This window comes from Symbiopectobacterium purcellii (assembly GCF_052050035.1).
GTDB classification, from domain to species: Bacteria; Pseudomonadota; Gammaproteobacteria; order Enterobacterales; family Enterobacteriaceae; genus Symbiopectobacterium; species Symbiopectobacterium purcellii_A.
This window is the reverse complement of sequence record NZ_CP189882.1, coordinates 5,278,140-5,294,938: the sequence shown is the minus strand read 5'-3', so window position 1 is coordinate 5,294,938 and position 16,799 is coordinate 5,278,140. Positions and strand designations below refer to the sequence as shown.

16 protein-coding genes, 1 tRNA gene and 6 pseudogenes are annotated in these 16,799 nt (G+C 48.3%); 17 read left to right on the top strand and 6 right to left on the bottom strand.

Going from position 1 to position 16,799, the window contains the following annotated elements; genetic code table 11:
• The first annotated feature begins 6 nt into the window (after positions 1 to 6).
• Both gpJ and ACQGXV_RS35910 read left to right on the top strand, forming a co-directional pair.
• Positions 7 to 3,954: a TipJ family phage tail tip protein gene (gpJ, locus tag ACQGXV_RS35915; RefSeq protein WP_440863212.1), complete on the top strand. Its 3,948-nt coding sequence runs from the start codon at positions 7 to 9 to the stop codon at positions 3,952 to 3,954.
• A gap of 268 nt (positions 3,955 to 4,222) precedes the next feature.
• On the top strand, positions 4,223 to 6,055 hold the full coding sequence (locus ACQGXV_RS35910; RefSeq protein WP_440863213.1) for a hypothetical protein: 1,833 nt from the start codon (positions 4,223 to 4,225) through the stop codon (positions 6,053 to 6,055).
• Between the two features lie 111 nt (positions 6,056 to 6,166).
• On the opposite strand, the gene ACQGXV_RS35905 is transcribed toward ACQGXV_RS35910, so the two are convergent.
• Together ACQGXV_RS35905 and ACQGXV_RS35900 are read right to left on the bottom strand one after the other, a co-directional pair.
• Positions 6,167 to 6,237, bottom strand: a tRNA-Ile gene (locus ACQGXV_RS35905).
• Positions 6,200 to 6,962: pseudogene (locus ACQGXV_RS35900) on the bottom strand (IS30 family transposase); the annotation flags it as partial. The pseudogene ACQGXV_RS35900 and the gene ACQGXV_RS35905, both read right to left, overlap by 38 nt.
• 275 nt (positions 6,963 to 7,237) lie before the next feature.
• Here ACQGXV_RS35900 and ACQGXV_RS35895 point away from each other — a divergent pair.
• Together ACQGXV_RS35895 and ACQGXV_RS35890 are read left to right on the top strand one after the other, a co-directional pair.
• Positions 7,238 to 7,537, top strand: a complete 300-nt coding sequence (locus ACQGXV_RS35895; protein WP_440864669.1) for a transposase — start codon at positions 7,238 to 7,240, stop codon at positions 7,535 to 7,537.
• Positions 7,538 to 7,722: 185 nt separating this feature from the next.
• Entirely contained in the window at positions 7,723 to 7,920 is a 198-nt protein-coding gene (locus ACQGXV_RS35890) for a hypothetical protein (protein ID WP_440864668.1), read from the top strand.
• 13 nt (positions 7,921 to 7,933) lie between these two features.
• On the opposite strand, the pseudogene ACQGXV_RS35885 reads toward ACQGXV_RS35890, so the two are convergent.
• The 3 genes and pseudogenes from ACQGXV_RS35885 to ACQGXV_RS35875 all read right to left on the bottom strand — a co-directional run bounded on the left by ACQGXV_RS35885 (position 7,934) and on the right by ACQGXV_RS35875 (position 10,014).
• Positions 7,934 to 9,145, bottom strand: a pseudogene (locus tag ACQGXV_RS35885) (IS256 family transposase).
• A gap of 4 nt (positions 9,146 to 9,149) precedes the next feature.
• A complete protein-coding gene (locus ACQGXV_RS35880; protein ID WP_440867817.1) occupies positions 9,150 to 9,725 on the bottom strand; it encodes an IS630 family transposase in 576 nt (191 codons plus the stop codon).
• Positions 9,649 to 10,014, bottom strand: a complete 366-nt coding sequence (locus ACQGXV_RS35875) for an IS630 transposase-related protein (protein ID WP_440864667.1) — start codon at positions 10,012 to 10,014, stop codon at positions 9,649 to 9,651. Before ACQGXV_RS35875 ends, ACQGXV_RS35880 begins: the two co-directional genes overlap by 77 nt.
• Before the next feature lie 163 nt (positions 10,015 to 10,177).
• On the opposite strand from ACQGXV_RS35875, the pseudogene ACQGXV_RS35870 reads away from it, so the two are divergent.
• The 4 genes and pseudogenes from ACQGXV_RS35870 to ACQGXV_RS35855 all read left to right on the top strand — a co-directional run.
• Positions 10,178 to 10,627 (top strand): annotated as a pseudogene (locus tag ACQGXV_RS35870) (IS3 family transposase); the annotation flags it as partial.
• 28 nt (positions 10,628 to 10,655) lie between these two features.
• Positions 10,656 to 11,021 carry an IS630 transposase-related protein gene (locus tag ACQGXV_RS35865; RefSeq protein WP_440862584.1) on the top strand — a complete coding sequence of 122 codons (366 nt, stop codon included), beginning with the start codon at positions 10,656 to 10,658 and terminating at the stop codon, positions 11,019 to 11,021.
• On the top strand, positions 10,945 to 11,343 hold the full coding sequence (locus ACQGXV_RS35860) for a transposase (protein ID WP_440867816.1): 399 nt from the start codon (positions 10,945 to 10,947) through the stop codon (positions 11,341 to 11,343). Before ACQGXV_RS35865 ends, ACQGXV_RS35860 begins: the two co-directional genes overlap by 77 nt.
• Positions 11,344 to 11,466: 123 nt before the next feature.
• Positions 11,467 to 11,676, top strand: a complete 210-nt coding sequence (locus tag ACQGXV_RS35855) for a transposase (protein WP_440867815.1) — start codon at positions 11,467 to 11,469, stop codon at positions 11,674 to 11,676.
• Positions 11,677 to 11,768: 92 nt separating this feature from the next.
• On the opposite strand, the gene ACQGXV_RS35850 is transcribed toward ACQGXV_RS35855, so the two are convergent.
• Positions 11,769 to 11,945, bottom strand: coding sequence for a helix-turn-helix domain-containing protein (locus ACQGXV_RS35850; RefSeq protein WP_440864666.1), 177 nt, complete (start codon positions 11,943 to 11,945; stop codon positions 11,769 to 11,771).
• 95 nt (positions 11,946 to 12,040) lie between these two features.
• Between ACQGXV_RS35850 and ACQGXV_RS35845 the strand changes: the two genes are divergently transcribed.
• From ACQGXV_RS35845 to ACQGXV_RS35805, 9 genes and pseudogenes are all read left to right on the top strand, one after another.
• Positions 12,041 to 13,015: an IS30 family transposase gene (locus tag ACQGXV_RS35845; RefSeq protein ID WP_440864665.1), complete on the top strand. Its 975-nt coding sequence runs from the start codon at positions 12,041 to 12,043 to the stop codon at positions 13,013 to 13,015.
• A gap of 34 nt (positions 13,016 to 13,049) precedes the next feature.
• A pseudogene (locus ACQGXV_RS35840) lies at positions 13,050 to 13,145 on the top strand (IS5/IS1182 family transposase); the annotation flags it as partial.
• Between the two features lie 30 nt (positions 13,146 to 13,175).
• Positions 13,176 to 13,541, top strand: coding sequence for an IS630 transposase-related protein (locus ACQGXV_RS35835; RefSeq protein WP_440862584.1), 366 nt, complete (start codon positions 13,176 to 13,178; stop codon positions 13,539 to 13,541).
• Positions 13,465 to 13,998 (top strand): IS630 family transposase, encoded by a 534-nt coding sequence (locus ACQGXV_RS35830; RefSeq protein ID WP_440867179.1) that lies wholly within the window; start codon positions 13,465 to 13,467, stop codon positions 13,996 to 13,998. The genes ACQGXV_RS35835 and ACQGXV_RS35830 overlap by 77 nt, the downstream gene beginning before the upstream one ends.
• Before the next feature lie 23 nt (positions 13,999 to 14,021).
• Positions 14,022 to 14,716: pseudogene (locus ACQGXV_RS35825) on the top strand (IS5 family transposase); the annotation flags it as partial.
• 46 nt (positions 14,717 to 14,762) lie between these two features.
• A pseudogene (locus ACQGXV_RS35820) lies at positions 14,763 to 15,062 on the top strand (molybdopterin dinucleotide binding domain-containing protein); the annotation flags it as partial.
• A gap of 11 nt (positions 15,063 to 15,073) precedes the next feature.
• The gene (fdxH, locus tag ACQGXV_RS35815) at positions 15,074 to 15,934 is read left to right on the top strand and encodes a formate dehydrogenase subunit beta (protein WP_440864664.1); all 861 of its coding nucleotides are present in this window, start codon (positions 15,074 to 15,076) and stop codon (positions 15,932 to 15,934) included.
• A gap of 38 nt (positions 15,935 to 15,972) precedes the next feature.
• Entirely contained in the window at positions 15,973 to 16,251 is a 279-nt protein-coding gene (locus ACQGXV_RS35810; RefSeq protein WP_440863524.1) for a transposase, read from the top strand.
• Positions 16,245 to 16,796, top strand: coding sequence for an IS3 family transposase (locus ACQGXV_RS35805; RefSeq protein ID WP_440864663.1), 552 nt, complete (start codon positions 16,245 to 16,247; stop codon positions 16,794 to 16,796). Before ACQGXV_RS35810 ends, ACQGXV_RS35805 begins: the two co-directional genes overlap by 7 nt.
• The last annotated feature ends 3 nt before the right edge of the window (positions 16,797 to 16,799 follow it).

Genomic DNA, 16,799 nt, shown 5'->3' with positions numbered 1-16,799 from the left:
GCATTCATGACGATTCGTGGTCGTAAAGGTGGCGGCGGTAATGCCCGCACACCGGTTGAGTCACCTGATTCTATTCAGTCTACGTCCTACGCAAAAATTCTGCTGGCGTTGGGGGAGGGGGAATTTAGCGGTGGGCTGGATGGCTCGCGGGTTTTTCTGGACGGCACACCGATCACTGATGCGCACGGCAACGCAAACTTTTCAGGCGTGACGTGGGAGTTTCGCTCCGGCACGCCCGATCAATCCTATATACCCGGCTTCCCTGGCGTTGAGAATGAAATTACCGTCAGCACAGAATTAACCAGTCAGACAGCCTGGGTGCGGTCACTCACCAATACTCAGCTTTCAGCGGTACGTCTACGCTTTTCGTGGTCTGCACTCCAGCAACAACAGGATAACGGCGATGTTGGTGGTTATCGCATTGAGTATGCGATTGATGTGGCCACGGATGGCGGCAGCTATCAGGAACTGCTGAAAACAGCGGTCGACGGTAAGACTACGACGAAATATGAGCGTAGCCACCGTATTGACTTACCTGATGCAACAACCGGCTGGCAAATCCGTGTGCGTCGCATTACGCCGAATTCAACGAGCAACCGCATTGCCGATAAAATGGTTATTGATGCCGTTACGGAAATCATTGATGCGAAATTGCGTTACCCGGAAACCGCGCTGCTGTTTATTCAGTTTGATGCGAAACAGTTCCAGAATATCCCGGTCATTTCCTGTGAGCCCGATGGGCGCATTATCCGCGTCCCCTCAAATTATGATCCGGTAGCCCGAACTTACAGCGGGGCATGGAACGGCACCTTTAAATGGGCATTCACCAATAACCCTGCCTGGGTGTATTACGACATCCAGATCAGCGATCGCTTTGGCCTTGGCAACCGCATCAAGGCTGAAAACCTCTCCGTTTCAAAATGGTCGCTGTATCAGATTGCACAGTATTGCGATCAGTTAGTACCGGATGGCCGGGGCGGTAATGGCACTGAACCACGTTTTTTATGCGATGTGTATATCCAGTCGCAGGAAGAAGCCTGGACCGTGCTTAATGATCTGGCTGCAATCTTTCGCGGTGCCACGTTCTGGGGCAACAACCAGATGAATGTGATCGCCGATATGCCGCGCGATATTGATTACATCGTGACGCGCGCCAACGTGAAAGACGGGAAATTCACCTACAGCAACGCCAGCGAGAAAACACATTATAGCCAGGCCATGGTGTCATGGTCCGATCCTGCCAACAGCTATCAGGATGCCGTTGAAGCCGTCAATGATAACAAGTTGGTTAAACGTTACGGGATTAAACAGGCCGAAGTGACGGCGATTGGTTGTATTCGTCAGACGGAGGCGATCCGCCGTGGTAAATGGATTTTGCACACCAATGATGCGGACAGGGCCATTGCGTACACAATGGGGCTGGATGGCGATATTCCGGTGCCTGGCTCAATTGTTGGGGTAGCTGATTCGTTACTGGCAGGGCGTCCCCTGGGGGGTCGCATCAGTGCGGTTGACGGGCGTAACATCACACTTGATCGCGTATCGTCTGCGGCCATTGGTGAGCGCCTGATTGTTAACCTGCCGAGTGGGAAAGCGGAAGGGCGCACCATTGAAGCGGTAAACGACAACATCATTACGGTCACAACAGACTACAGCGAAACGCCGATCGCAGAATCTGTATGGGCGATAGATGCCACTGATTTGGCTTTGCAACTGTACCGCATTGTTGGTGTGGCCGAGGCTGATGGTGGTCTGTCATTTGATATCACCGGCGTCGAGTATGACCCGGACAAATGGGACAATATTGATAACGGCGCACGCATTGAATCGCGTCCGATCAGCGTTATTCCGCCTTCAGTACAACCTGCCCCCGAAAGTGTCGAGATTGGCAGTTACAACACTGTCGATCAGGGCATAAACGTTACGACACTTCGGGTAACGTGGGATCGGGCTGAAAGCGCAATCGCTTATGAGGCGCAATGGCGACGTGATAATGGCAACTGGATAAATGCAGCGCGTACTTCTGCGTTGGGTTTTGAAGTACCAGGCATTTACGCCGGGCAATATCAGGCTCGCGTCCGGGCTATTAATGCGGCTGAAATCTCCAGCATGTGGGCTAACGCGCAGGAGACCCGGCTTAACGGCAAAGAGGGCAACCCGCCTGCGCTGGCGAGTTTCATCACAGTGCCACTCGTTTTCGGCATTCAGCTTAACTGGAGTTTTCCTGCTGACACAGACGATACCCTGAAAACGGAGATTCAGTATTCCCCTACGAGCGACGGGCAGACTGCGTTGCTGCTGGCCGATGTGGCTTACCCCACTCGCACCTATCAGCAAATGGGGCTCAGTGTCGGTCAGGCGTTCTTTTACCGTGCCCGTATTGTTGACAAGTCAGGCAATCAGGGACCGTGGACGAACTGGATACGCGGGGGATCCAGCACAGACGTAAGCGATATTACGGATGTGATTGTGGGTGAAATCACTGAAACCGATGCATGGAAATCTCTGGTTGGTGAGGTTGAGAACAATACCCTGCAAATATCGGACGGCATGCTGAACAGCATTGAACAGGCCAAAGCGATTATCCGTAACAGCCTGGCTAACGATGCTGAAACACGACGCTGGCGCGCGCAGAACGGTGATAGAGCGGCAGAAATCACGGAAACGCGTGCAGTAATAGCAAATGAAGTTGAGGCCAGAACGATTGCGATGCTGGAAATGCAGTCAAGTATCGGCACGACGAACAGTAATCTGACGCAGTTGCAGCAGACAGTGGCAACGCAAAACGAAACCACATCGCAGCAGCTGACCGATCTCAACAGTCAGATGAACGATCCTGCTACTGGCCTTACAGCGAATGCGACGGCGGTGCAGGGGCTGCAAACCTCTGTCACCAACATTGACGGGCAGCTTACAGCGCAAGCTACGCAGCTCACCCAACTCACCTCCACGGTTAACGGTGTCACAACGGAAATCAGCGATATCAGCAGCATTGTGAATGGCACAGATGTGAAGTTGTCGGCCTATCGCACACTGCGCATTAAGGTTGATGCAAATGGGTGCCACTATGTGGCCGGCATGACGCAGAGCATTGAGGACTCGGACCAGGGTATGCAGTCGAATACTATATTCCTGCAAGACCGATTCTCGATCATGAATGCAGCCGGGGGAAATCCACAACTCATATTCACCACGCAGGGGGATCAGGTAATTATTAATTCTGCGATTATTGGTAAGGGCACAATCACTGACCTGATGATTGGCGATCTCATCAAGTCAAAAAACTATTCTGCTGGTGTTTCAGGGTGGATGATCAATAAAGACGGTACTGCTGAGTTCAACGACATGTTGTTTAGAGGCGACCTACAATCAAATAATTATGCTAAAGATGTGCGTGGATGGAAGATATCTAAGAACGGGGATGCTGAATTTCATGACGGTAGTTTCTACGGGACTGTCTATGCTGGAAAAATTGTTGGTGATGTTTATGATTACACCTACAGCTTTGCCGGAGAATATACCGGCATTATTGGTTTAGATGGTGGCGATTATAGCTATCAATTATTTAAAATAAAAAGAGAATTATTTGATAAAACAATCATTATGATTGGCTCGACCGACGAGAGGACCCGCGCTTTCAATCCTCCCATATACAGGGAAACTAATGAAATTTGGTTTTTCAACGGACAAACCGGCGCTGGGGGGTACGGTGGATTATATATTGATGATGATTTAGTCATAAATATGTGGGGTCGCGCCGAATTAGCACCCTATATCCGTCCTCGAAAAATAATTCTCACTATCCCAGCCGGTGAGGGATTTTCTGTCGTTTCAATAAAGATGCATAGAAGCCCATCGAGTGGTGGAACGATGGTTCACAAGGTTGTGTTCAAATTCGACGTTGCTGCTTTTCGGCAATCAAGTTCGATTACGCCGATAATGAATTGGCAATAAAGCAGGGTAAACGTATGAAAGCATGGCACACAACGGGTGCTATCTAATATTTGTAGTTGCTAGTTACAACCGGTGATCTTTAGAAAGTAAAAATATCTATCATGTTGGTATATAGCTAAGCGACATTATTTTGATAACAGCCAGCTATGCTTCTTTGCCACATATCAGGGCATCGGCTGTAATCATTTTTAAGTCGGTTGGCTATATCAACCAATGCTATCGAAAACCATAAACCGCATTCTGCGGTTTTTTTGTGTGTGGTGAAAATATGTCTTGGTATAAAACCGGAACGCTAACTGCCACTAATGGCAGCAAAATCATTACGGGCACAGGAACCCAATTCACTCATCCATTAAACGGTGTATCAGCGGGCCGGATGTTATTGTTGCCTGCTGCTGGCACTGTTCAGATTTATGAAATTGAGTCTGTGCAATCCGATACACAATTAACGCTGGTATCGGCGTTCAATGGCACAACGGGAACAGGCAAAGCTTATGCTATTCCCACCTCACCGGCTGTTTCGGTTGAACAGTTTGCCCATGAGTTTGCATCAACGCTGGCCTATTACCAGCAGCAACTATCAGGCTGGCAGCAGATATTAACCGGAGCGGGAAACGTTACCTTAACTACGCCCGACGGCCAGACTGTCACCGTTCGCTCGCAAAAGGCATGGGATGATGCGCTGAATGGGAAGGTAACAGGGGTTAAGCAGACTGGCCAGTTTGATGCTACCGCAGGCTCGCTATTGATAAACGGGGCTTGGGGTTGGGGGGCGAAAGGGCAGGCTTTCAACCGTGATGATGCGGCAATGATTGCGTGGCTTAGGGCTTCCGACACAGGGAGTCGCATATACCGTAATGACACAAGCCGTGTTTCTTATGGCCTCAGATATGCGCCGTCCGTTCTTCTAAAAACGGGCGATTTGTGGGCTTCAATGTCTTTTGGTCATGAAGCCGTTGTGGGAGCGCCGTCTTTTGGTATTAGGGCAACTGTAGGTAACGAAGCCGGAACGGCTACGGTGATCCATAACTTTTGGACCGACAAAAATCTTGCTAAGCAGACAGCGTCATTGGCTACTGCTGGTCAGGTGTTGGTTGCCGGGTTAGCTGGTGGTATTGGCAGTAACACATCGCAAGTGTTGCCCGGCGCAACCCTTGCATCTGATCACCGAGCAAATGGCGTTTGGTATGCCCGGTCAGCTGAACAGTCTGATGTTCCTAATAGCGGCTATTTACAAAATCTGTTCGGCAATCCAAGCAGCACCTATGGCGCTCAAGTTTGGATCGATGTGAGAAATAGCACGCCATCGTACCGTTTTAGAACAATCGAGAACAACGCCGTTGGTGCGTGGCATGAGTTGGCTACGCTCGACAGCGCACAGACAATATCCGGGCTAAAAACCTTAACTAACGATTTCTTTATTCTTAGGCAATACCCTGCGATATACCTTGAATCGACTACGGTCGCACAGGCAACAGTTGGGCGCAGGGTTCTTATTTCCGCTGAGAACGGACAACTTAAAATAATAAGACGGGACGGCACTGGATCAGCAACAGGACAAACCGTTGTAACGTTCCCGAGCGCTGCGTCCGGCAACGTGCTTGTTACTGGCAATAACGCCGTAACCGACTCCAACGGCTTCTGGAAAACAGCAAGCCCGGTTGTGAAGCTGTTCGCCGATGGTACCAGCGAGTTGACCAGCGAAGCTGAGGACATCACCACCGAACGTCTGAGTGAAGGTGTGTACCGCATTTCCGGCTGTTTGGGCCTGAATGCCGATCGCGCCTGGGGCGGTGATGAGGGCGGTATCGATGTGCCGATGTGCCGCAACAAGTTACCGCGCCTGTGGGTGGACTACGGTGGTGATGATGGAAGTGAGCAGATAAACCCGGATGGCTCGATAGTTATTCGCACCTATCACCGCCCACACCCGGATGCGCCTGTTTTCGCTCGCAATGAGATAGAGGGATACGCCAACGGCGACCCGATAGATATCCCGCGTGACACCTTCATATCGGTGCGTGTGCAGATGCCAGAACGTGAGGAGCCTAACCCGAAGGTAATTCACAGTAATGTTTATTGCAATACCGTAGCAAGCTAAACGAAAAACACACTCCGCTCGGCTAGGAGATTCCTGAACGTTACAGCACCCGTTAGAACACCTAAATAAAATGATTTGGTTAGCTTCATTAAGGTAACTTGTTGATTTAAATGGTACGCACTATAGGATTCGAACCTATGACCTACGGCGTATCAGGCCGTTGGTATGCTCATTCAACCCGCGTTCCCAGGAATGATATAGCCAAGCGACATTATTTTGATAACAGCCAGCTATGCTTCTTTGCCGCATATCAGGGCATAGGATGTAATCATTTTTAAGTCGGTTGGCTATATGGCCGGGCAAAGTAGACCGGTGCCCCCGTGACTTTTGTAATTTCCCCGTGCTGGGAAAATTCAGAACCGTTGTCAGCAGTCAGGGTTTTAAACTCGCAGAAGGTATTGGCAACGATGTCCCTGAAGGCCGCTACCACTGTCTCTGCTCGCTTGTTGGGCAGTTTGCGAATGATGACCAGCTTGACGGCTTTATCGACCACCGTCAGCAGGAATGATTTCTGATCTTTGCCAAAGATGGTGTCAATCTCGAAATGCCCGGGTTCCTGCTTGAGGTCAGCAACGGCCGGCCGCTGCTCAATGCCAACACGATTGGGAATAGGACCGCGTTTGTTCTCATCGGTCTGATAGTTATACCGTTTACCCCGATGAGGGAGCTGCTGATACAGCTCACCGCCGGCCCGGCGCTCCTGCTGGATATAGCGATAGAGCGAGTTCTTGCTGACGGACAGGCCAAATTCCAGGACCAGGCGCCCACTGATGACCTCAGGTGAGGTGTTGGTAGACAGCGCCGTTCTGATAAAGTCCTGAATGTGCGGTTCAAGCTGGTTAACCACGCTGTCCGGCCGTGTTTTCTGCCGCCGCCCTCTGGCCAACGTTTCGGCCCTTCTGCGGCTTTGTTGAATAATTTAACCGTTTGATTTACATCTTCTTTAGTTAGAATGCATTTACAGAGAATGTATTTTGTTAGAACGACAAATCAAATAGTTAGCACAATAAAAAGCATTCCGAGAGGAAAAATTAGTCGTTGAAATTTTATAATGCTTATATAAATCAGTATCTTAAATTATTCAACAAAGCCCCCTTCTGCAGGAATAGTGTAGTGGCATACTGAATTTGGCCACCTAAGTAGAGGTGATATGCTTACCTCATAATTTTTATAGGTGCCAAAATGAGTAAAATAATTACTGCTGAATTTAAATGTGAAACCGCCAAATTAGTCCTTGACCAAAATTATACCTACCAGGAAGCCGCGAAAACCATGAACGTCAGTCTTTCAGCGATTAGCCGGTGGGTAAGAGCCCTTCGTTTAGAACGTCAAGGGAAAACATCGCCTGTTCTGCCATTAACACCTGAACAAATTGAGTTCAGAGAAATGAAGAAAAAAATCCACCGACTGGAAATGGAGAATGCCATCTTAAAAAAGGCTACTGCGCTCTTAATGTCCGACTCACTGAAAAATTCTCGGTAGTTGAAAAGCTAAGAGCGCTTTATCCAGTGAAAGCGTTGTGTCGTATTTTTAATGTTCACCGAAGCAGTTATCGCTATTGGTGTCGACCTAAGGAGCCAGATATTGAGCGGACGATAAAACGTAGCCTGGTCAGCGAAGCGTGGAACCTTAGTCGCGGGTCTGCGGGCGCAAGGACTATCGCCACGATGGTTACCAATACACACGACGTGAAACTTGGGCGGTGGTTAGCGGGTAAATTGATGAAAGAATTAACCCTCGTTAGTTGCCAAACAAGAAAACATCAATACAACCGCGGTGGAAATGAACGTATTGATATAGCCAAGCGACTTAATTTTGATTACACCATATGGACTGAGAACGAGTCTGTAAAGAATTTTGTGTAAATGGCTCCATTGCTTAACCGGAGATTCGTTCTCCATACATCAACATGAATTGGCTCATAGCAGGTTTCCAGTCTCTGATTGGCAAGGTCCATTTAGCAGAGATATTATGCAAGGCTAGATAGAGTAATTTTATCACCGAGTCATCCGTTGGAAATATTCGTCGCGTTTTCGTTATCTTGCGCAATGAAGCATTTAACGACTCTATTGCGTTGGTGGTGTAGATAACCTTGCGGATCTCCGGCGGAAAGTCAAAAATGACGATGAGACGTTCCCAATTATTTCTCCACGACGGGCTGATCGTCGGGAACTGCTCATCCCATTTGGCCGCGAAGGCATCCAGGGCCTCTTCAGCGCCCTCTAGCGTTGCGGAACTATAGATGGTGCGCAGGTCAGCAGCAACCGCCTTACGCTCTTTCCAGCCGACTTAGCGCAGCGAGTTCCGCACCTGATGCACAATGCAGAGCTGTACCCGCGTATGCGGGTAAACAGCTTCAATGGCATCAGGAAAGCCTTTCAGGCCATCGCAGCAGGCGACGAAGATGTCCTTTAGCCCACGATTTTTCAGTTCTGTCATCACAGATAACCAGAACTTGGCCCCCTCAGTTTTGGCTATCCATAGCCCCAGCAGCTCTTTTTCGCCCTGGCCGTTGACGCCGAGGGCCAGATAAACAGACTTGTTGGCCACGGCTCCGCCGTCCTGGCTTTTGACAACAATACAGTCAAGGTAAACAATGGGATAAAGCGCATCCAGCGGCCGTTGCTGCCAGCGCTTAACTTCATCCATCACAGCATTGGTCACTTGAGAAATGAAGCCAGCGGAAACATCGACCCCGTAGACTTCTTTAAAGTGTGCCTGAATATCACGGGTTGATAACCCTCTGGAATAGAGAGAAATAATGCGGTCATCGAAGCCGTTAAGCTGTTTTTCGTTCTTACCGATCAGTGTCGGCTCTAAGGTACTGTTGCGGTCGCGCGGAATATCGAGCTCGATCTCCCCATTTTGGCTACGTACGCTCTTGGATGTCTTGCCATTGCGTGAGTTGCCTGAATGATTACCAGCCGGGTCATGCTTAGCATACCCAAGGTGCATCTCCATCTCAGCTTCAAGAACCCGTTCCGCCAGTCTTTTAGTCAGCACCTTGAGTAGGCCTGATTCACCCAGCAGATCCTGAGGGGAGTGACAATCTTGAAGCAGTTGGTCAATAAGTTCGTTGCTGATAGGCATTTTGTTATCCTTTGAAGGTTTTCCTCAAAATGCCATTTACACAGATTATTTTACAGTCTCCTGAGAACAAACTCTCTGTATCGCAACCCATCTCTCTTTTTTTGCTTTTTGCTTGTGCCCATTTATGCTCAATTGGGTTAAGATCTGGCGAATATGTAGGCAAATACTCCACCATATACCCTGCATCGATGATGACTTGTTGAATATTATGTTTTTTGTGAAAAGTGGCATTGTCCATCATGATTACACTGTTTTTAGGGAGTACTGGGATAAGGACTTGTGTGACCCAGGCATAGAAAACATCGCTGTTAATATTGATATCAAATAATCCGATAGCAAACAGCGTTGTGCCTAATAAAGCGCCGATAACATTTGTTCTTCCCCTAGCTCCCCAGTTCTTCAGGCCAAAACACCGTTGACCTTTTGGGGAATAGCCGTGAGTCCGTGGGGCATCGTGTGAAAAACCACTTTCATCAATAAAAACAATAGGTTTACCTTCTTTTTCATACTGTTGTTTTTTTTGTTGAAATCCCTGCCGGGCGTTTTCGTCGGCTTTCGGATGACGTAGAGTTTTTTTTATAGGTCAATCCCAGCTTTTTAAGCGCTTGCCAAATGGCCTTCTGACAAACGCCAAAACGGTCTGCACGTTCTTTTTGGTAAGCATCTGGATATTGTTCAACATCTTTTATCAACTCGGATTTATCGATCTTTCGCTGACGCGTGGTCGATGCTTTTGACTCTATTTGATTAATCCAACGCGATACAGAGGCAGGGCCAATCCGAAATTGCTTCGCTGTTTCTCGGATACTCAACCCTTCGTTTTTCCGTGTAGATATCACTTTACGTCTAAAATCAATTGAATAGCTCATTTAAATAATGTAATCAAAATTAAGTCGTTTAGCTATATTCCAAATCTGCTCAATAGGCAGTTCGCTGTTATAGCCAAGCGACATTATTTTGATAACAGCCAGCTATGCTTCTTTGCCGCATATCAGGGCATAGGATGTAATCATTTTTAAGTCGGTTGGCTATACCAAGCCTGACCAGGTTTGGTGCGGCGATGTAACCTATATTTGGACAGGCGACCGATGGGCGTATCTGGCGGTGGTATTAGATTTATTTGCCCGAAAACCCGTGGGTTGGGCAATGTCGTTTTCGCCAGATTCAGAATTAACAGCCAAAGCACTACAAATGGATTGGGAACTGCGTGGGCATCCCAAACAAGTCATGTTTCATAGTGACCAAGGAAGCCATTACACCAGTCGTCAGTATAGGCAGGCATTGTGGCGTTATCAGATGACCCAAAGTATGAGTCGCAGAGGAAATTGTTGGGATAATAGTCCGATGGAGCGATTCTTCCGTAGTCTGAAGACTGAATGGGTGCCAACGACTGGCTACCAAAGCTTTAGTACTGCTCAATCATCCATTATTCGCTACATAACCCATTATTATAGCGATGTCAGACCTCACTGGTATAGCTAAACGACTTAATTTTGATTACATTATTTAAATGAGCTATTCAATTGATTTTAGACGTAAAGTGATATCTACACGGAAAAACGAAGGGTTGAGTATCCGAGAAACAGCGAAGCAATTTCGGATTGGCCCTGCCTCTGTATCGCGTTGGATTAATCAAATAGAGTCAAAAGCATCGACCACGCGTCAGCGAAAGATCGATAAATCCGAGTTGATAAAAGATGTTGAACAATATCCAGATGCTTACCAAAAAGAACGTGCAGAGCGTTTTGGCGTTTGTCAGAAGGCCATTTGGCAAGCGCTTAAAAAGCTGGGATTGACCTATAAAAAAAACTCTACGTCATCCGAAAGCCGACGAAAACGCCCGGCAGGGATTTCAACAAAAAAAACAACAGTATGAAAAAGAAGGTAAACCTATTGTTTTTATTGATGAAAGTGGTTTTTCACACGATGCCCCACGGACTCACGGCTATTCCCCAAAAGGTCAACGGTGTTTTGGCCTGAAGAACTGGGGAGCTAGGGGAAGAACAAATGTTATCGGCGCTTTATTAGGCACAACGCTGTTTGCTATCGGATTATTTGATATCAATATTAACAGCGATGTTTTCTATGCCTGGGTCACACAAGTCCTTATCCCAGTACTCCCTAAAAACAGTGTAATCATGATGGACAATGCCACTTTTCACAAAAAACATAATATTCAACAAGGCTTTGTTGAATAATTTAACATGCTGATTTACATAATTATTATAACACTTCAACAACTAAGTTTTCCAGCCGTAATGCTTTTTATTGTGCTAACTACTTGATTTGTCGTTCTAACAAAATACAGTCTCTGTACATGCATTCTACCTAAAGAAGATGTAAATCAAACGGTTAAATTATTCAACAAAGCCATTCAACAAGTCATCATCGATGCAGGGTATATGGTGGAGTATTTGCCTACATATTCGCCAGATCTTAACCCAATTGAGCATAAATGGGCACAAGCAAAAAGCAAAAAAAGAGAGATGGGTTGCGATACAGAGAGTTTGTTCTCAGTCCATATGGTGTAATCAAAATTAAGTCGCTTGGCTATATAACGGTGGGTTAACACCAAATGAATCAGAACGGCTGTTCCATCAACAGTCAGGTAGGGTGGCCAAATTTAGTTGACCACTACATAGACCCCGTTGAAAGCGGCGTCGGTATTGCGTCTGAGTTCCCTGCTGATGGTAGAAAGAGGAAGCTCCAGTTCCCGGGCGATGGTGGCCTGGTTAACCCCATCACCACGCCGTTTTTCGATGTAGAACCGTTCTTTCTGAGTCAGAGGTTTTCCCTGCATGCAACGGCCCCATTCCCACTCGAAACGCAACAAAGTGACCCACTTGCCAGAGTCGGATAAAATCACCGTTCTGGCCATACTGGAGAGCCTGTTGCATGCAGGGAAAACCTCTGACTCAGAAAGAACGGTTCTACATCGAAAAGCGGCGTGGTGAAGGTGTCAACCAAGCTACCATCGCCAGAGAGCTTGCTCTGCCTCGCTCGACCATCAGCAGGGAACTCAGACGCAATACCGACCCTACTTTCAATGGTGTCTACTGCTGTAGAAGGGCGGACACTCTGGCCCGGGAACGCCGTCATAAGCCTCTGCCAAACAATGCTTTTTACCCGTTGGAGCCACACATTCAGAACTTCATCAGGCAGGCGCTTTCCACTCACTCTTCACCTGAAATCATCAGTGGCGGTTTGCACCTGGAATTCGGTATATCTGTCAGCAAGAATACGCTATATCGCTATATCCTGCAGGAGAGACAGGCTGGCGGGGAGCTATATCAGCAACTTCCTCATCGGGGAAAACGTTACAGGTACAATGCCGAAAACCTCAAATCAGGCCCTATTCCCAACCGTGTTGGTATTGAGTATCGCCCAGCTCAAGCCGAGCTTAAACAGGAGCCTGGCCACTTCGAAATTGACACTATTTTTGGCAAAGACCAGAAGTCATTCTTGTTAACCATCGTAGATAAAGCATTGAAAACCGTCATCATTCGCAAACTGCCTAATAAGCGTGCGGAGACTGTGGTTGCTGCTTTCAGGGACATTGAAGCTAATACCTTTTGCAAGTTTAAGACCCTAACAGCTGATAACGGCCCTGAATTCGCTCTGCACGAGCAAATTACTCAAATCACAGGGGCGCAGGTCTACTTTGCCCATCCTTATCATTCCTGGGAGAGGGGCTTGAATGAGCACACCAACGGGCTGATACGACGTTTTTACCCAAAGGGAACAGACTTCAGTCAGGTCAGTCATCGTAAGATTGCCGAACTCGAACACATACTCAATACAAGGGGCAGAAAATCGCTGGGCTATCGTTCTCCCAATGAGGTATTTTTAACGCACTTACTGGTGGCATAAGCCTCTACCGTTTTGTTGCGTTTCGAGTGGGAATGGGGCTGTCGACTCGGTTTTTACACTGATGAGCCTGCCACTGCGCTGCCCGGACTACTCTCTGGTCAGTCGGCGGGCAAAAACCGTCAGTATAGCTAAACGACTTAATTTTGATTACATTATTTAAATGAGCTATTCAATTGATTTTAGACGTAAAGTGATATCTACACGGAAAAACGAAGGGTTGAGTATCCGAGAAACAGCGAAGCAATTTCGGATTGGCCCTGCCTCTGTATCGCGTTGGATTAATCAAATAGAGTCAAAAGCATCGACCACGCGTCAGCGAAAGATCGATAAATCCGAGTTGATAAAAGATGTTGAACAATATCCAGATGCTTACCAAAAAGAACGTGCAGAGCGTTTTGGCGTTTGTCAGAAGGCCATTTGGCAAGCGCTTAAAAAGCTGGGATTGACCTATAAAAAAAACTCTACGTCATCCGAAAGCCGACGAAAACGCCCGGCAGGGATTTCAACAAAAAAAACAACAGTATGAAAAAGAAGGTAAACCTATTGTTTTTATTGATGAAAGTGGTTTTTCACACGATACCCCACGGACTCACGGCTATTCCCCAAAAGGTCAACGGTGTTTTGGCCTGAAGAACTGGGGAGCTAGGGGAAGAACAAATGTTATCGGCGCTTTATTAGGCACAACGCTGTTTGCTATCGGATTATTTGATATCAATATTAACAGCGATGTTTTCTATGCCTGGGTCACACAAGTCCTTATCCCAGTACTCCCTAAAAACAGTGTAATCATGATGGACAATGCCACTTTTCACAAAAAACATAATATTCAACAAGTCATCATCGATGCAGGGTATATGGTGGAGTATTTGCCTACATATTCGCCAGATCTTAACCCAATTGAGCATAAATGGGCACAAGCAAAAAGCAAAAAAAGAGAGATGGGTTGCGATACAGAGAGTTTGTTCTCAGTCCATATGGTGTAATCAAAATTAAGTCGCTTGGCTATATCAGCATAAAAACGCCAACGCGTGGTGAAATCTCGCATCTGGTCATCGACAGTACCGGTCTGAAGGTCTTTGGCGAAGGTGAATGGAAAGTCAGGCAGCATGGGGCTGACAGACGAAGAGTGTGGCGCAAGCTTCATCTGGCAGCAGACAGTGCGACGCATGAGATTATCTGTGCCGACTTATCGCTCAGCGGAACGACAGATGCGCAGGCACTGCCGGGCCTGATTAACCAAACCCACCGAAAAATCAGGGAAGTGTCAGCAGACCGCCCGTTACTGCCACGATGCGTTGCTAAGAAAGAAAATCAGGCCCCTTATCCCGCCGCGAAGCGGAGCCAAATACTGGCCGGACAAGTATAGCCAACCGACTTAAAAATGATTACATCCTATGCCCTGATATGCGGCAAAGAAGCATAGTTGGCTGTTATCAAAATAATGTCGCTTGGCTATACCATGAACGTAACCATGCGGTGGCGAATCAGCGTCTGAGCGGGAGTAATGATATGTGGAAAAAGAAAGTGGGTTATCACCGGCGTTCAGTGGCAGAAACAGCGATGTTCCGCATAAAAACTTTGCTGGGTGGCCATCTGAGCCTGCGTGACTATGAGGCTCAAGTAGGTGAAGCCATAGCGATGGTCAAAGCGCTGAACCGTATGACGTTGTTGGGTATGCCACACAGCGTCAGGATCGGATAACAGGTGTAGCAGAGGGAGTCATCCTGTCGGCTAATTCTGATTTATTCAACAAAGCCGTGAAATTGGTGAAAACCTGGCGCAGAGCAAAGGGATCAAAGCGGGGGATGAGGTGAAGGTTTCCTGCCAGCGCGGCTTCATCAAAGCCAAAGCGGTGGTCACCAAACGAATCAAGACCTTGACGGTCGCCGGTAAAGCGATTGAGACCGTCGGGATCCCTTGCTACTGGGGCTTTGAAGGCACCACGCGCAAAGGCTTCCAGGCAAATACCCTCACGCCCAGCGTCGGTGGCGCTAACTCGCAAACGCCAGAGTTCAAGGCGTTTTTGGTGAATGTGGAAAAGGTGTAAGGTAGCGCGCTATGTCAATGCAATCTCAAGATATTATACAACGTTCGGCTACCAGTAGCCTGACACCACCACCGCACGTAAGAAACGACAAAAGTGAAGTGGCCAAACTGATTGACGTCACCACCTGTATCGGCTACAAAGCCTGTCAGGCGGCCTATTCCGAGTGGAATGACATCCGTGACGAAGTGGGCCATAACCACGGGGTGTATGACAACCCGATGGATCTGAGCGCCAAATCGTGGACGGTGATGCGCTTTTCTGAAGTGGAAAGCGCCGATCGTCTGGAGTGGCTGATCCGTAAAGATGGCTGTATGCACTGTAGCGATCCGGGCTGCTTGAAAGCGTGCCCGTCTGCTGGTGCCATCATTCAGTACGCGGACGGCATCGTCGACTTCCAGTCCGAGCACTGCATCGGCTGCGGTTACTGTATCGCTGGCTGTCCGTTCAACGTTCCACGTCTCAATAAAGACGATAACCGGGTTTACAAATGCACCCTGTGTGTGGATCGCGTTAGCACGGGTCAGGAACCGGCCTGTGTGAAAACCTGTCCGACCGGCGCTATTCATTTCGGTACCAAGGAAGAGATTAAACTGCTGGCGGAAGAGCGCATCACGCATCTGAAAAAACGCGGTTACAACAACGCGGGTCTGTACGATCCAGAAGGGGTGGGCGGTACACACGTCATGTACGTGTTGCACCATGCCGATAAACCGTCGCTCTACAACAATCTGCCTGACAATCCGCAGATCTCCACCCCGGTCAACTTGTGGAAAGGCATCCTCAAACCGCTGGCTACGCTCGGCTTTGTCGCGACCTTTGCCGGTTTGATTTTCCACTATGTTGGCATTGGGCCAAATGTAGTGGTTGAATAATCAGGACACTAAACTTACATCCAAAACGGAGGTGTTTAGTGAACCATAAACGACAATTTACCCCTGAGTTTAAAAAGGAAGCCGTTGCCCTGGTAACAGAGCAGGGCTATACGATAGCCAGGGCAGCAGCATCGCTGGGCATAAGCAACAAAACCCTGCATACATGGGTCTCGCTGGCACGCGAGCAGAGCAACGGCGTACTCAGCGATGATGAACGTGCAGAGTTAAAACGGTTACAAAAGGAAAACAAAGAGTTACGTACAGAGAAGGAGATACTAAAAAAGGCGAGTGCCTTCTTCGCGAAACATATGTGGTGAGATACCGGTTCATTCTCGACAATGCCACTGACTTCAGCGTTCGTACACTCTGTCGGGTCATGCGTGTGACGGCCTCTGCCTGGTATGCATGGCGAAAAAAGCCCGCCGAACCGCTGCAAAAAGACGTGGAGGTCCGGGTCAGGTTAAAGGCGCTGTTCGCCGCCAGCAGGCAGGGAGCAGGAAGCCGGACGCTGGTCAAAAGGCTTCGTGGAGAAGGCATCATAATCAGCCGCTGGCGGGTGAGGAAACTCATGCAGGAAGAGGGGCTGGTCTGCCGACAGCGCCGGACTTATAAGGTCACGACAAAACCCCGCCCGGGTGCAGAGGTGGCCCCAAACCTGCTGAACCAGAATTTTAACCCGCCGGGGCCAAATCAGGTGTGGGCGAGTGACATCACGTATCTGAAGACCGGTGAAGGCTGGCTGTATCTGGCGGCTATTATGGATTTGTACTCCCGGCAGATAGTGGGCTGGCAGGTGGACAGACGGATGACCTCATCGCTGGTCTGCGGGGCCCTGATGAAGGCATATAGCCAAGCGACTTAATTT